We start from the raw sequence: 15,987 nt of genomic DNA, 5'->3' as shown, positions 1-15,987 counted from the left end.
TGGACCGGTCTCATCACCACGAAGAACACCAAATAGACTTCCCAGCCGATCCTGTACAAACTCGCTCGTATACGCCGACATTTTCTCCTTAACGAGCTGGCGTAGCTCACGCTCAAATCCAGATACAGCAGGAAATTCGGTTAATTGCTTGAAAAGCGTTAACGTTTGTTCATTCATAAATATGCATGCTCCTTTATCGTAAAATAACTTATCATAGTATGCCCCGACTGATAGCAAAAGTCCACTATTTGACCACTGTTCAGATCAAAGAGTGCCCCATTCGAATACGATCAAAGTGAGCCGTTCGATAACTGTATTGGTTTCATGAAAAAGTGACTCTGTTGTACGGTTCATGTACAATAATAGGAACGGATGAGGTGATCCATAATGAAGCAATCATCCGTATCCTGTGTTAAAATCAGCACACGCAATGCAAGCGGAACCTCCAGATGGCTGTGAACCGCAAGCCGCTATAACAGCATTAACAATAATGGAACGACGAACCCGAAGTAGGAGGTTTTTAACATATGCCAGTACGTAAAGAATCGATGCAAATCATTGCAGATATCCGGTCTAATCTGGAATCTTGCATTCTTGGTAAATCTTTTGAAATTGAGCTATTGCTTACCGCGCTGCTTGCCGGGGGACATGTCCTGATCGAGGATGTACCCGGAACAGGGAAGACACAAATGATCAAAGCACTCGCTAAATCGATGAGCGGTCAATATCGCCGGATTCAATGTAATCCCGATTTGCTGCCAAGTGATATTACAGGTGTATCGATCTTTCACCCGAAAGACGAGCAATTTTATTTCCGTCCAGGTCCGGTTATGACGAATATTTTGCTGGCGGATGAAATTAACCGCGCTACGACCAAGACGCAATCCGCGCTGCTGGAAGTGATGGAAGAGCGTAATGTAACGGTTGATGGAGAGACCCATCCATTGCCGCATCCATTTATGCTCTGCGCTACACAGAATCCGATTGATTTTGAAGGCACGTATATGTTGCCAGAAGCACAATTAGATCGTTTTATGATGAAAATTACGATCGGCTATCCGGATGAGCAGACGGAGAAAAATCTGCTCCGTCAGCAGGGAGCGAGCGGACAACCGGTTGATCGACTCACACCGGTAACGGATATGCAAAGTATTGCCGACATTCAGCAGGAGATTCGTTCCGTGCATATGGATGATTCGGTTAGCGATTATCTCGTCAGTATCATTCGCGCTACACGTGACCATCGCTCTGTATTGCTCGGTGCCAGCCCACGTGCTACGCTTTCATTCATGATGGCAGTGAAGGCGCATGCGCTTATTCATGAGCGTGATTATGTGCTGCCTGACGATGTAAAACGCCTGGCACCGTATACGATTGCTCACCGCATACTGGCGCGTCCAGAAGCGCGGATGGAGCGTATGAGTGCAGAGCGTATTATGCAGCAAATTTTGGAGCAGGTTACCGCACCGGTATCCATAGGACAATAATCGTATGAGAGCCTTATTTTCGTACTTGCGGCTGAATATGAAGTTGCAGCGCCAGCCATCCAAGCTGTGGCTCGTCATGATTGTCTGGTTAGGTTGTCTGTTTTATGTGCTATTTCAAGGTGGCAAAACATCGGTCATGCTGTTATCGATGGTGACGCTACTCGCACTCTACTTGATCGTCGGCGGTTTCCGCGGGGTTGGACGTGCGCGCGGAAGCCGCAAGCTGTCGATCGAAGGCGATGAAGGCGGCGCTATTCATGCAGGGGATCAGGTACAGGTGAAGCTGAATGTTACCATTCCAGGCTTTTTACCATTACCCTATGTGATTGTACGCGAGACGCTCAAGCGACATAATGGCGAATCATGGTCATTTGAAGAAAGCCTGATGCCTAGCATGCGTGGACGTGGAGAATTATTATTCCAGACACCGCCGCTGGAACGTGGACGGTATCGCTTTTATAGTACAGAATGTATTAGTGAAGATATTTTTGGCTTGCTGGAAAATCGCGGTACGTTTAGTGCACCCGGTGAATTTATGGTGCTGCCACGTACGATATTCGTTCCATACTGGGAAATGGGTTCCCGTCATTCCCGATTGGGCGGACAGCAAACGTCTCAAATGCTGTCTCGTCCAGAAACGAATCAGATTAACGGTGTGCGTGATTATGTGTATGGCGATCGTATTTCCCGTATTCACTGGAATGCGACCGCACGTACAGGCGTGTGGAAGTCGAAAGAATTCGAACACGAATCATTGCCGAAAACGGTTCTTGTACTAGATGCGACGGCTGCCCATTACGAATCGATGGAGCATTTTGAACTGGCGGTGTCGGTTGCCGCTTCCATGCTGGAATACGGTATTCGCGAGCGAATGGGCATGGGACTATTCACGATCGGTGCGCGAAACGAAGTATTTCTGCCGTCCGATCTGTCCAGTGAATGGCATCGCATGCAGCTTCATCTAGTCGATATTATGGCAGATGGGCAGGACGGATTGCTGAAAGGCTTGGAGCAAAGGGCACGTAGTTTCCCGTCAGGCTCGTTATTTGTACTGATCAGTCCACTGCGCGGAGAAAAGGCATGGGAAGTGTTCCAGTTCGCACGGATGCGGCAAATGCTGCCGGTTCAATTGTTGATTGAAGGCGGACAACAGGAGCATCATGCCCATCAGTGGAATATGGATGCCAGTGCACGTGGGGCTGTCTGTTATCCGCTTAGTCAGCTTGATCAGTTGCCGACTGTATTAGGGGGGAGAGCCCAATGAAGAAATGGTGGAGCGAAATTTGCGGCTCCTGGTACTACTCATTGTGTCTGCTATGGGTGCTCATTATTGCCTATCAGTGGATTCAATATGCAGACGGTATCTGGTATGGCGAGACGACGATGTTTGTGCTCGGTACGATGCTAGCTGTAGCTGTGATCGATATCCTATTGCCTTTTAACGCATGGTACAGGCTACTGATCAAGCTGGTGGCGGTGATCGTAGTTGTGTATTATACGATGCATACGCATGGACTGTTCACATGGAGCTTATCCGCGTCGTTATCCGATAATTTGGAAGAATTTATTAGCACGCTGCGGACGTATATCTGGTTTGTCGTCTCGGCATGGATGCTGCTGGAAGTGTCGGCACGGATCGGTACGTCGCGGCGGGCAATCATTATGTTCGTCGGAACGAATATTGTAGCGCTGGCGATTTTGGATTCTTTTACAAAAACAGCACTGTGGCAAGAAATTGCCTGGGTCGTTTTTGCCGGAATGGGTTGGCTCGTCAGTAATCATTTTCGTTATTTTCAAGAGCGTTTTCCGCGTGGGTGGAAGCATCTGCGTCGCTATCCGCTCAAAATTATGTTTAATATCGCCGTGATCTTTTCGATCATTCTGCTGGCAGGGATTAATATGCCAGAAGTGCAACCAACGTTAAAAGATCCTTATACTGCGTGGAAAAACTGGCATGGCGAATCGGTCATTACGGTAAATGGCTCGAATGGAATGGATGGTCAGGGAGCGTCATCTGGCTATAGTCGCGAAGACTCCAATCTGGGCGGCGGTTTTAACTTTGACTATACACCGGTCATGTCTGTTAGCACGACGAGTCGTAGTTACTGGCGTGGAGAGACCAGGCTTGCTTACTCCGGCAAAGGTTGGATTGACCGTTCCAGCAGCAGCTGGCGTGATCTGGAGCCGATTGAACCAGACGAGAAGCTGTCGATGGATGAAGAACCTTCCAATATTGAAACCCGTACCGTTAAGCAACAGGTGAAAATGCTCAGTGATAAAGAGACGAATTATCCTGTATTATTCGGTGCATATACGATTTCACGTATTGAAAGTGTAAATGGGAAAAAGGATACCGATCAGCTTGACTGGCGCAGTAATTCCGGTGAAGTTCACTGGAGTCAGACGCGGCAAAATCGTAATTTCCCGGAATCGTATTCGCTGATTTCAAGCGTACCTGTCGTTCCGGTTGCTCAATTGGAGAAAAAGACATACAGCGAGCTGTATGATGGCAAGTCGTTAGAGCCTTATTTACAAATGCCGACAGACTTTCCGCAGCGTGTCAAAAATCTAGCGCGTGAGGTGACCGCTTCAGCGACTACACCTTATCGCAAGATCGAGCTGCTGCAATCGTATTTGAAAAACAATTATACGTATACGAATAACCCGGATCTGTCTCGTAAAAAAAGCAGTGACTTTGTTGATAGTTTCCTGTTTGAGATCAAAGAAGGGTATTGTGACTATTATTCCACCGCGATGGTGATGATGGCGCGTTCGCTGGACATTCCGGCACGCTGGGTAAAAGGCTATGCACCTGGACAGGCATCCGGTTATGTAACAAGTGATTATTTCCCGAATGGGGCGACTGAATATACGGTGACCAATGCAGATGCGCATTCATGGGCAGAAATTTATTTTGCAGGTTATGGCTGGGTTCCGATTGAAGCGACACCAGGCTTTGATATGCCGCTGCTGACCGAAACGGTGCAGACGCCAGCTCAAACAGAGCAAACGCCTGAGGCTGAGAAGCCAGAACAAGAACCGGAGCAAGAGCAGGCAGAACAACCTGTACAAGCAGCAGAGAACGGCGCACCACCGGCTGTAATTTGGACAGCAAGCTTGCTCGTTGTCGCATGGGTTGGTTTCCTCGCTTTCCGTTATCGTCGTAAGCTGCACGCTGCCTATGTGCGTATGCGCTATGGAGAAGCACACACACCGCAGCAGAAAATGATGATTGAAGCGAAGCGCTGGCTGGCATGGATGAAGCGACATGGATTACATCGTGAATCGCATGAGACATTAAGAGAATCAGTCGCTCGCTGGCAGGAGATGAAGCCAGAGCTACGACCTGCACTCGGTCCACTACTGCAATTGTTTGAACGAGCGAAGTACAGTCCAAACGTTGTAACCGAGGAAGAATATGTAACGATGAAACAGTATGTGCACGATTTACGAAAATTGTGGCGCAATACGTCCACAAAGTAGTATAATGGTTCAGGTATGCACAGACTGTGAAAATAAAGCTTTAATCGTTTGCAAATAAAGCTTCATAAGCTCGTAAATAGCGCCGCTTTTGCGGCGTTTCTTTTTGTCAGAGTGGTTAAATTTATGGTATAGTTTGTCGTATGAAATCGAGGTGAATATAGCTTGTTTGAAATGCTCATTCCGAAATTGCGTGTAAACACGGTCTACGATATCGACCTGGAAAAGCTGTATGCAGAAGGGTACAGAGGGATTATTACCGATCTGGATAACACACTGGTAGGCGCGAAAGCGCCGGATGCTACACCGGAATTAATCGAATGGTTCGCCAAAGTCAAAAAGTATGGCTTCGAGCTGATTATCGTTTCCAATAATAATATGAACAGGGTATCCCTGTTTGCGACTCCGCTGGATATCAAGTTTGTGCATGCTGCACGTAAGCCTTCCAATGTACCATTTCGCAAGGCGATGAAGCTGATGAACTGTCGTGACGACCAGACGATCGTTGTGGGCGATCAGTTGCTAACCGATGTATATGGCGGCAACCGTCTCGGCCTGTTCACCGTGCTTGTACTTCCGATTGCGCTGGGAGATGAAGGCTGGCGGACCCGATTTAACCGTCAGGTGGAACGGCTGGCAAGGCTAAGACTTCGTAAAAAGGGCCTATGGGCCGAGGAGGAACGCAATAAATGACTGAACAAAGCGGCTTGACCGCTGGTACAAAATGCAGCGGCTGTGGTATCGTGCTGCAAACCGAATCAACAGAGCTGCCGGGCTACATTCCGGCGCAGGCGCTGGAACGTGCACCATTGCTCTGCCAGCGCTGCTTCCGTATACGGAATTACAACGAATCGTCGACAGTAACGGTTGATCAGAGCGAGTTCCTGCGCCTACTGAGTCAGGTAGGCGACAAGGATGCGCTGGTGATCCATATTGTCGACCTGTTCGATTTTCACGGCAGTGTGATTTCGGGACTGCAACGTTTTGTTGGCAATAATCCGGTCGTTCTTGCTGTAAATAAGACCGATTTGCTGCCTAAAGTAACCAACTGGAACAAAATTCGCAACTGGGTACAAAAAGAAGCGAAAGAGCTTGGGCTGAAGGTTGAAGATATTATTTTGTGCAGTGCGAAGCAAAATCAAGGGTTTGATCGTCTGCTGGACATTGTCGGCTCGATGCGTGGAAACCGTGACGTATACGTTGTTGGGGCAACAAATGTCGGTAAGTCAACCCTGATTAATCGTCTAATTACCGATTATAGCGACCTGGAGGAAGAATTGACGGTGTCACGTTATCCAGGTACTACGCTGGATACGGTGAGCATTCCGCTTGATGATGGTCATTCCATTATCGATACACCAGGTATCGTATACGAATCTCGTTATACGGAGCTGGTGAACAAGCAAGATCTGGCTTCATTGATGCCGGATAAGCCACTTAAACCAGCGGTATATCAATTGAATGCCGGTCAGACGCTCTTTTTCGGAGCGATGGCACGATTTGACTTTATTGAAGGCGAACGGCAATCGTTCACATGCTATATGAACAATCGTCTGAACATTCACCGTACGAAGCTGGATCGCGCCGATGAATTGTTTGAGCAGCATGGCGGCGAAATGCTCGCTCCGCCAACGAAGGAACATCTGGCTGATCTACCGTCTTGGACACGTCATGAACTGCGCGTGTCTAAAGGCAAGTCGCTCGATGTGTTCATCTCCGGTCTGGGCTGGATCAAAGTGAATAGTGATCAGGGTGCGCTCGTTGCTGTCCACCTGCCTAAAGGTGTAAAAGTCATGCTGCGTCCATCGCTGATCTAAGCGGAAGATCGAGATGTCATATCTGTTGCAACGATGATAGCTATGGACATCTCGTTACTCTATTTCGATACAGCAAGCCTGTATCATCATGACAGGTCAGGAGGCGATGATGATGACGAATCATCCACATATTCATGCTCCATTGCTGCTGGGCGTTATGGGCGATCCGATTGCTCATTCCAAATCGCCTGCTATGCACAATATTGCACTTGAAGCGGCGGCTCTGCCGGGGATGTATGTACCGCTGCATGTGAAGCCAGAGCATCTGGCAGAAGCGGTTACGGGTGCGCTGGCACTTGGCTTTAGCGGCTTCAATGTGACGATTCCCCATAAAGTGGCGATTATGGAGCTACTGGACGAACTGGACGAATCCGCTGTTCAATGCGGTGCGGTGAATACGGTCGTGATCCGCGATGGGCGTACAAAAGGCTACAATACCGATGGTATCGGTTATGTACGTTCGCTCAAGGAAGAGACAGGCGAGCTGTCTGGCAAAATAGTAACTGTGCTCGGTGCAGGCGGCGCGGCACGTGGAATCATTTATGCGTTGCTGAAAGAAAAGGTCGCATCGGTAACGGTTGTCAATCGGACGTTAAGCAAAGCAGATGAGCTGCTGAATCTATTAAATGGAAGTCAGACTACATTAAAGTCGGCTACGTATGATGAGCTTCAAGCCTGCCTGCCTGAAACCGATATACTCATTAATACGACTTCTGTCGGGATGCACCCGGATGTGGATGCTACGCCTGTGGAAGCAGCGCTCATTCCGGAAGGCATCATCGTCAGCGATCTGATCTATAATCCGCTGGAGACGCGGCTGCTCCGCGAAGCGAAAGCACGCGGTTGCAAAGTTGTAGGCGGTCTGGGGATGTTTGTCTACCAGGGTGCTTACGCTTTTGAATATTGGACTGGAGTGGATGCTCCGGTATCACTGATGCATAGCGCGGTGCTGGAAGCGTTCAATCATGAACAACATTAATTAAGAATAGTAAGGGGATACCTATGTTAACTGGAAAACAAAAACGTTACCTGCGTAGTCAGGCACATCATCTGGATCCGATTTTTCAAATCGGTAAAGGCGGTATGAACGAAGGCATTGTTCGCCATGTCGTCGATGCGATCGAGACGCGCGAGCTGATGAAAATATCGGTACTGAACAATTGTCTGGAAGAGCCGAAGGAGCTGGCACAAGAGTTGGCAGAAGGCGCAGGCGCAGAACTGGTGCAAGTCATCGGACGTACAATCGTACTGTATAAGGAATCGAAAGATCACAAGCAAATCGTGCTGCCACGAGCGTAAGCTTACGTTCAGTTACGACAACAGACGACGATAACCAATGCCGTAGTTCAAAGCGATGCTACACATAGCTAGACTACGGCAATATGATGACAAATGATGCGGTGGTGGATTCATGAAAGTCGGTATTATGGGAGGCACCTTTGATCCGGTGCATATCGGGCATATGCTGGCAGCGGAAGCTGCGCTGGAAGGGTGTGCGCTGGATGAAGTCTGGTTTATGCCATCGCATATTCCGCCACACAAGCATGCTGCCGGTGCTTCCGGTAAACAGCGCCTGCAAATGGTAGAGCGTGCAATCGGTACGAATCCAGCGTTTCGTACGCTCGATATCGAACTCGAACGCGGCGGCGTATCGTACACGATTGAGACGATTCGTGCACTACAGGAGCGTTATGGAGAGCATGAATTCTTTTTCATTATCGGAGCCGATATGGTGAACTCGCTGACGGAATGGCATGGTATCGAGGAACTGGCACAGCGCCTTACCTTTGTTGGTGTCGGTCGTCCAGGGTCAGTCATTGATAAGACGAAGATGCCTGCTTATTTGCAGCCGCGCGTGCAACTCGTCAATATGCCTCAGGTTGATATCTCATCCACCGATATTCGTGAACGATTACAAAACGGTCAAACGATCCGTTATATGGTTCACGATCATGTGTATGAATATATTAAGGGGAGCGGAATCTATGAAGCTGACACGCGATGAACTGATTCAATCGGTATCCGCTCAAATGCCGGAAAAGCGCTGGCGTCATACCGAAGGTGTGATGCAATCGGCAGTGCTGCTGGCGAAGCGTTATGGAGCTGATCCGGTCAAAGCAGAGCTGGCGGCGATCCTGCACGATGTAGCGAAATACTGGCCAAGTGAGCGCCAGGAACAGCTGTTACGTGACAAAGGACTCAATGACGAGCTATTGCTTTATGATAAGCCGCTCTGGCATGCAGAGATCGGTGCGTATGTGGCAGAAGCCGAATATGGCATTGATGATGAAGAAATATTGAATGCGATTCGTTACCATACATCGGGCAGAGTCGGTATGACTTTGCTGGAGAAAATTATTTGTCTGGCCGACTATATTGAACCGGGACGTGATTTCCCCGGTGTCGATCATATTCGCCGCCTGGCAGAAACGAGCGTAGAAGCAGCACTGGTGGCGGGTTTTGACTCGACGATCAATCTGCTTGTCGCTCGTCGTCAGATCATTTATCCGTTAACGGTATTATCCAGAAATGATCTGGTCAAACAACTTGAATTGGAGGGTGAACTTTAAATGTCATTAAATCCCGAACAACTGATGCATATGGCTGTGGATGCAGCTGAAAGTATAAAAGCAAACGATCTGGTGGTACTGGATCTGAAAGGAATCTCGCTGGTGGCAGACTATTTTGTCATCTGTCATGGTAATTCCGATACACAGGTACAATCGATCGCTAGTGAAGTGCGCAAGCGTGCTCACGAAGAAAACGTAACGATCCGTGGCATAGAAGGCGTAAACGCGGCACGCTGGGTACTGATTGACTTGGGAGATGTCGTTGTACACATCTTCCATCGCGATGAGCGCGAATACTACAACATTGAGCGTCTGTGGTCTGACGCCAAAGTGGTGGAAAACGTATGAGTTTTGAAGCAGGTACGATCCTTTCACTGAAGATCGGACGCGAAGTATCGCCGTATGGCTTCTTCCTGACAGATGGAGAAGAGGAAGTGCTGATGCACTATAGCGAGATCGTTGGCAAGATCAAGGTTGGCGAAACGGTGGAAGCGTTTATTTTCCACGATACCGAAGACCGCCTTGCGGCAACGATGAAAAAGCCTTTGCTGACACTTGGTGAGCTGGCTAAATTGAAAATTGCCGATCTGCATCCACGACTTGGTGCTTTTCTGGAAATGGGACTTGGTCGTCAGCTGTTATTGCCGATGAGCGAGCTACCGGAAAAGCCAGAGCTGCGTCCGCAAATCGGTGATGATGTATATGTCGTACTACAGCATGATCGTCAGGGACGTCTACTGGCGAAGCTGGCAGGCGAAGAAGAGCTGGCAGAACATGTATTTCATGCGCCATCCAGCTGGATGAACGAGTGGGTCGATGCGCTTGTGTACAAACCGCTGCAAATGGGGAGCTTTGTGCTGATTGAAGGTGGCGTGCTTGGATTCGGTGCGATCGGTCTAATTCACCAGAATGAGCGTAGCCGTATGCTGCGTCTTGGTGAAAAGGTCAGTGTGCGTGTGACTCAGGTGCGTGAAGATGGACGGGTTAATCTGTCGATGCTGCAACGGAAAGAGGTTGGTCGTGATCAAGATGCGGAGCGTTTGCTTGCGTTCATTAATGAACGTGAAGATAAAGCGATGCCTTATTCAGATCGTACACAACCGGATGTGATCAAGCAGCGCTTTGGTATTAGTAAAGCAGCATTCAAGCGTGCACTGGGCAAGCTGATGAAAGAAGGCGTAGTCGTACAGGATCAGAACTGGACGCGTCTGGCAACACACGCTGCTGCTACCGCATCCGATACAACGCCACAAACCGACGAAACGAATACAGACGAACAAGCCTGATTATTCATCGTAGGTCATCCTAATTTAACAGATTCAAGTCAAACGGAAAGGCAAGAACGGCTTAGGTTGCGTTCCTGCCTTTTTGTTGTTATATGCAGATTTTGTATAGCAGTGCTTGTTATGCAGGTACAGCGCCCATCACGGCAATAAGGAAGGACGGTTGAAAAAAAGTGTCATACCGCAAATTTGCTTATGTATACGATGAATTAATGGACGATATGCCGTATCCAGATTGGTTACGTTTTGTACGTGAGGTGTGGGATCAATACGGTATGCCGCGCCAGGTGGCTGAGCTTGGCTGCGGTACAGGCAGCATTACGATTCCACTTGTTAATGCAGGCTTTCGCATGACTGGAATCGATCTATCGTCTGATATGCTATCCATCGCACGCGACAAAATGGAATCGACGCCACAGGGACATCGCTTATTTCAGGATGGGCAGGTACAGTGGATCTGTCAAAATATGACGGATTGGGAACTGGCTGAGCAGGTCGATAGCGTTATTTCTTTTTGCGATTGTGTAAATTATTTGACCGAGCCGGAAGATGTCATTCGTACATTCCAAGCGACGTATCGCGGATTGAAGTCAGGCGGCACCTTTATTTTCGATGTGCATCACCCGAACACGCTGCGCCGGTATGACGAAGAACAACCCTTTATGCTGGATGATCGCTCGGTATCGTATTTGTGGACATGCGAATATGATGCGGTTCGTACCGAGATTGAACATCATCTAACGATTTTTGCTCGTGCTGGGAATGAGCAACATTCACTATACGAGCGGTTTGAAGAAGTTCATGTGCAGCGTTCATATGAACAGGACTGGCTAAATACGGAGCTGTACAAAGCGGGCTTCCGTGATGTGAAGTGTTATGCTGATTTTACGTGGAATGAACCGGGGGAAGAAGCGGCACGACTGTTTTTTGTCGCAGTGAAATAAGTTGTGTTTTATTGTGTGCTTCCTGTGAATGATATAGGTACAGTTTTGAGCTAGTTGTTGATTGATTTGCTCCATATCGATGCACGGATAGCTATTATCTATCATGCAGGTACTACAATATCAGGTTTTGGATTGGAGTTGTCATGTATTATGGATAAGCATAAAGTCGCAATCAGTAAAGAACGGAAGACTGGGAATGGTGCCAAAAGACAGACCTTTCAGCCGGGATACGCCATCTGTCTCTCCCTTTAAAGTATCCCTCCCAGCTGAAACGAAGGTCGCTAGCATGTTGCCGGACTGGAGTGGGGGGACTTCGCATTGCCATGCTCACTATATATGGATTTGGGTATTATCCATCCTTACTGTTTGCTAAAGTATGTCTTCCATCTTCTATATAGAACTACGAGTTAGTTATATTCATTGTTCCATTATCCGATAAAGATCAATTTAAGCTCCTACTGGAGCTTTTTTCATGTGTCAATCTTTAATTTTAAACATATTTACCGATATATTGGAGTATACATACCTTACATGCAGATGGTTATGATCGATTTCAAGATCACTTATAGGATGTTTTGCAATTAATAATAGTTTAGAGAGGATACTCTACTATAACGAATAGGATGGACATTCATGTATACGATTATCCAAACGTTATTTAACAATTTAACTTTTTTAACGACCGCATTATTTTTTGGTAATTTAATCTTAAAGATAGTCGATCGAAAGCTTGGGAAAACGAAATGGGGCACCCCTCTGATCGGCGGTATATTTAGCGGATTGATCGGGATCGCGATGATGACTTATTTTTCGATCAATATTCATAGTGCAGGCAATTCGCTTATTGTCGATTTTAGACAGCTGGCTATACTGTTCTCGGTTTATTATGGCGGAGGCTGGGCAGGCTTGATTGCAGCGCTCATTATGGGCGTGTATCGGCTGTTTATCGGTTCATTTCAGTTTAGCTCGTGGATTGGTCTTGCGAATATTATGTTTACGTATATACTTGCTGCTACGATGATGCACTATGCTAAACGCGTATCCTTATGGGTATGGGTACGTGCATTGATTGGATCTTTGTTGATCTATCTCATTGCCGTGACGATCGTTGGAGCACTGTTACATGCGTATGTACTGCATGCGATATTTGGCTTATTTTTTATGCTTGCGGGACTGTTTGCGTATTATATTATTTCGTATTTACGGCGCGCCGATGACAATCTAATTATGATGCGAGATGCGGCTAATCATGATTTTCTAACGAAGCTGTACAATCCGCGTTCATTTGATCGATTATTTCGTAAGACTACCGAGCAGGCAGAGGAGCGACAGGAATCGTTTGCACTGCTTGTCGTCGATATCGATCATTTTAAGTATGTTAATGATCAATATGGTCATTTGAATGGCGATATTGTACTTGTGCAGGTGGCGCAATTGCTCAATGATACGGTACGGCAACATGGCTATTGTGCACGTAAAGGGGGCGAGGAGTTTGCGGCTATTTTGAATCTGAATACACCCTATGATGTGCTCCAGATGGCAGAACAGGTGCGCGAACGAATTGAGCAACACGTATTCAAGCTGGAGGGTGGACATCAGTTACATTTGACGGTGTCGATCGGTGTAAGCTTTTACCCACAGCATGTACCGCAGCAAATGTTTCAGGAGGCTGATAAAGCGCTCTATTATGCGAAGGAACATGGGCGTAATCGAGTGTGTTCGTCAATGGATTTGAAGGCGGTATAAGGTGAGGAAATGTAGTAAGGAAGTGTAGTAAGAAATATAGTCAGGAATTATACTGGGGAAATGTAACTATAAACGAAAAATATAGGGATGTGTTTCCCCGTTTGCAGTGCTTAGCGCGTAAAGGTTCTTATTATGTAAAAGCTCTTATTATGTAAAAGCTCTTATTGTATAAAAGTTCTTATCGCTTGAAGGCTCTTATTACGTAAAAGTTCTTATTACGTAAAAGCTCTTATCGTGTAAAGGCTGCTTTCGTATAAGGGTTTATAACTATGAACTACAAAAAAACAGGCATCTTTCTTAGAACGACAGAAAGATGCCTGTTTTTTTATTAGAACGTGTACGCAAATTCGTATCAGTGCAAACAGCACGAGACAGAGTCGTTTCCCTTATTCCTTGCAGGCATGGTGTCTGCTCCAACAATCACAGTTTGCGTCCATGCCCTAGCTGATGGAATCATTTTACACATAAAAGTGCTGCTTATATCCAGTCGATAGAGCTGCTCATTTACACATAATATCCGGTTCGCAGCCACTCACCTTGTTGACATTTACAATGCAGCGGATGCTTCGATTCCAAATGGGATGTTTGTATCGCTGCGCTTCTGCACCTGCACACGGCTGGAGAAGAATGTGGCACCTCCGCCCATATCGGACAGACGATCCGGGGTAAGGGCATTGACGAGATGGGCAGGCTTGTTATCATTGGTATCTGCCCATAGTCCCTGACTCACCACGACACCTGGCAATACGGTTTCGCCCACAGATGCTAACAATTCACAGGAGCCATTGCTATTGGAAATGACCACCCAGTCCCCATCAACAATTCCTTGCTGCTCGGCATCCGTTATGTTCATATACAGACGGGGGGCTTTTTCCATACCCGCATGTTTGGCGTTGTTCGAGAAGGTAGAATTCAGATAGTTATGAGCTGGACCCGGAATGTACAAATAGCCTTCATCGTCCTGTTCTTTCAGTGGAATGTAGGTAGGCAGCGGAGGCAAACCCATCTGTTCCAATGTGCTAGAATACAGCTCCACCTTGCCGCTCGGTGTGTCCAAACGATCTGGATAAATATATGGGCGATGCGCCTTGATATATTTATGTTCTAGCAGCGCTTCATAGCTAATATTTTGTAAGCCGGGATTAGCCGGATGATCCAGTGCCTGTCGAATTAGCTGTTCATCGCTATCCTGTAACGCTTGCTCTTCGTAGCCCATAGCAGCTGCAAGCAAACGGAATACTTCGGTATTGGATTTGCTCTCCCCATAAGCCTCAATAACAGGCTCGGCAATCTGCATATACAGATGCCAGTAAGAAGTGTAGAAATCGTGATTTTCAAACGCAGAGGTAGCTGGTAATACGATGTCTGCATACGCAGCCGTTTCTGTTAAAAACAGATCGTGAACGACAGTAAACAGATCTTCACGAGCCAGCCCTTCACGTACTTGACCTGCTTTTGGTGCGACGACTGCCGGATTGCTGCCGTACACATACAGTGAATGAACAGGCTGTTCGTTCATTGCCAGCACACGTCCTAGTTGATTCATGTTAAAAGAACGCGTGTTACGCTTAGCAAGCAGATCGGGACGCTGCAAAGCATCAGTATTAAAGGACAGATAAGCAGAATTCGAACGAATGGCACCACCACCAGCAATGAGCCATTGTCCGGTTAATACCGACAGACAGGTGATCGCACGCGTATTCATCCCACCGTTATCATGATGCTGTAAACCATTGCCGATGCGAATCAATGCAGGTGTCGTTTCATGATACATCCGAGCCAGCTTGTACAGATCATCAACTGGTACACCTGTAATCGCGGATACGGTAGTCGGATCATATGCCTTCACATGCTGGCGCAACTCTTCATGACCAACCGTATGCTGTTGTAAAAAATTCTCGTCTACCCGCTGTTCAGCGAACAAAATATGCATCAGTCCTAGTGCCAGCGCTGTATCCGTACCTGGTAGTACCGGAATAAACCAGTCTGCAAGCCGTCCGGTTTGATTTTTGTGTGCATCGATAACGACGATTTTGGCACCCTGTTTGCGCGCTTGCTGAGCCAGTGTAATCTGGTGCATATTAGTGCTGACCGCATTGATGCCCCAGAAAATAAACAGCTTCGTCTGTACGGTATCCTCCGGGTCAGCGCCAATACTTCCACCTACCGTATGCTTAAAGCCAGCACCCCCTGCTGCTGTGCAAATCGTACGTTCTAGCTGACTGGAACCCATCCGATGGAAAAAGCGGCGATCCATACCTTCCGCGCTAATATTGCCCATATTGCCATAAAAGCTGTACGGCAGTATACTTTCCGGCCCGTGTTCGGCAATGAGCGCTTTCCAGCGATTCGTAATGATTTCAATCGCTTTATCCCAGCTGATCGGGGCAAATTGACGACTACCTTTAGGACCGATTCGTTGGAGTGGCTGGGTGAGACGCTTTTCATCATAAATGCGTTCAGCCATGTGGCGCACCTTATTGCATATGTTGCCACGTGTAACGGGATGATCGGGATCGCCAGCAATTTTAACGATTTTACCGTCTTCTTTATGAACGAGTAATCCGCATTGATCCGGGCAATCGAGCGAGCAGACGGTTTTAAATGTACCGTTGAGTTGATCTGTATATGTCGACATATAAACACGGCTCCTTTCCATT

The 15,987-nt window shown here is 47.4% G+C and carries 14 protein-coding genes and 1 pseudogene; 13 read left to right on the top strand and 2 right to left on the bottom strand.

What is annotated here, in order from left to right:
- Window positions 1-177, bottom strand: a pseudogene (locus tag AAHF22_RS14530) (peptidase M28); the annotation flags it as partial.
- 350 nt (window positions 178-527) lie between these two features.
- Between AAHF22_RS14530 and AAHF22_RS14525 the strand changes: the two are divergent.
- From AAHF22_RS14525 to AAHF22_RS14465, 13 genes are all read left to right on the top strand, one after another.
- Window positions 528-1,487 carry an AAA family ATPase gene (locus tag AAHF22_RS14525; protein ID WP_347325740.1) on the top strand — a complete coding sequence of 320 codons (960 nt, stop codon included), beginning with the start codon at window positions 528-530 and terminating at the stop codon, window positions 1,485-1,487.
- 4 nt (window positions 1,488-1,491) lie between these two features.
- Complete coding sequence (locus AAHF22_RS14520; RefSeq protein ID WP_347325739.1) at window positions 1,492-2,751, top strand: DUF58 domain-containing protein; 1,260 nt, start codon at window positions 1,492-1,494, stop codon at window positions 2,749-2,751.
- Window positions 2,748-4,970 carry a transglutaminase TgpA family protein gene (locus tag AAHF22_RS14515; protein WP_347325738.1) on the top strand — a complete coding sequence of 741 codons (2,223 nt, stop codon included), beginning with the start codon at window positions 2,748-2,750 and terminating at the stop codon, window positions 4,968-4,970. Before AAHF22_RS14520 ends, AAHF22_RS14515 begins: the two co-directional genes overlap by 4 nt.
- A gap of 162 nt (window positions 4,971-5,132) precedes the next feature.
- Window positions 5,133-5,660 carry a YqeG family HAD IIIA-type phosphatase gene (locus AAHF22_RS14510; RefSeq protein WP_347325737.1) on the top strand — a complete coding sequence of 176 codons (528 nt, stop codon included), beginning with the start codon at window positions 5,133-5,135 and terminating at the stop codon, window positions 5,658-5,660.
- Complete coding sequence (yqeH, locus tag AAHF22_RS14505; protein ID WP_347325736.1) at window positions 5,657-6,784, top strand: ribosome biogenesis GTPase YqeH; 1,128 nt, start codon at window positions 5,657-5,659, stop codon at window positions 6,782-6,784. The genes AAHF22_RS14510 and yqeH overlap by 4 nt, the downstream gene beginning before the upstream one ends.
- A gap of 106 nt (window positions 6,785-6,890) precedes the next feature.
- Window positions 6,891-7,763: a shikimate dehydrogenase gene (gene aroE, locus AAHF22_RS14500; protein WP_371834074.1), complete on the top strand. Its 873-nt coding sequence runs from the start codon at window positions 6,891-6,893 to the stop codon at window positions 7,761-7,763.
- Between the two features lie 23 nt (window positions 7,764-7,786).
- Window positions 7,787-8,083, top strand: coding sequence for a ribosome assembly RNA-binding protein YhbY (yhbY, locus tag AAHF22_RS14495; RefSeq protein WP_347325734.1), 297 nt, complete (start codon window positions 7,787-7,789; stop codon window positions 8,081-8,083).
- 112 nt (window positions 8,084-8,195) lie between these two features.
- Window positions 8,196-8,789 (top strand): nicotinate-nucleotide adenylyltransferase, encoded by a 594-nt coding sequence (gene nadD, locus AAHF22_RS14490; protein ID WP_347325733.1) that lies wholly within the window; start codon window positions 8,196-8,198, stop codon window positions 8,787-8,789.
- A complete protein-coding gene (yqeK, locus tag AAHF22_RS14485) occupies window positions 8,770-9,354 on the top strand; it encodes a bis(5'-nucleosyl)-tetraphosphatase (symmetrical) YqeK (RefSeq protein WP_347325732.1) in 585 nt (194 codons plus the stop codon). Before nadD ends, yqeK begins: the two co-directional genes overlap by 20 nt.
- Window positions 9,355-9,702, top strand: coding sequence for a ribosome silencing factor (gene rsfS, locus AAHF22_RS14480; RefSeq protein WP_347325731.1), 348 nt, complete (start codon window positions 9,355-9,357; stop codon window positions 9,700-9,702).
- The gene (locus AAHF22_RS14475; RefSeq protein ID WP_347325730.1) at window positions 9,699-10,640 is read left to right on the top strand and encodes a CvfB family protein; all 942 of its coding nucleotides are present in this window, start codon (window positions 9,699-9,701) and stop codon (window positions 10,638-10,640) included. Before rsfS ends, AAHF22_RS14475 begins: the two co-directional genes overlap by 4 nt.
- Before the next feature lie 209 nt (window positions 10,641-10,849).
- Window positions 10,850-11,581, top strand: a complete 732-nt coding sequence (locus tag AAHF22_RS14470) for a class I SAM-dependent DNA methyltransferase (protein WP_347325861.1) — start codon at window positions 10,850-10,852, stop codon at window positions 11,579-11,581.
- A gap of 633 nt (window positions 11,582-12,214) precedes the next feature.
- Complete coding sequence (locus AAHF22_RS14465; protein WP_347325729.1) at window positions 12,215-13,327, top strand: GGDEF domain-containing protein; 1,113 nt, start codon at window positions 12,215-12,217, stop codon at window positions 13,325-13,327.
- A gap of 547 nt (window positions 13,328-13,874) precedes the next feature.
- Here the strand turns inward: AAHF22_RS14465 and AAHF22_RS14460 are convergent.
- Window positions 13,875-15,965 (bottom strand): molybdopterin-dependent oxidoreductase, encoded by a 2,091-nt coding sequence (locus AAHF22_RS14460; protein ID WP_347325728.1) that lies wholly within the window; start codon window positions 15,963-15,965, stop codon window positions 13,875-13,877.
- Between the last annotated feature and the right edge of the window lie 22 nt (window positions 15,966-15,987).

It is taken from the genome of Paenibacillus wenxiniae (assembly GCF_039822605.1).
GTDB classification, from domain to species: domain Bacteria; phylum Bacillota; class Bacilli; order Paenibacillales; family Paenibacillaceae; genus Saccharibacillus; species Saccharibacillus wenxiniae.
This window is presented reverse-complemented; position numbering and strand designations above follow the sequence as displayed.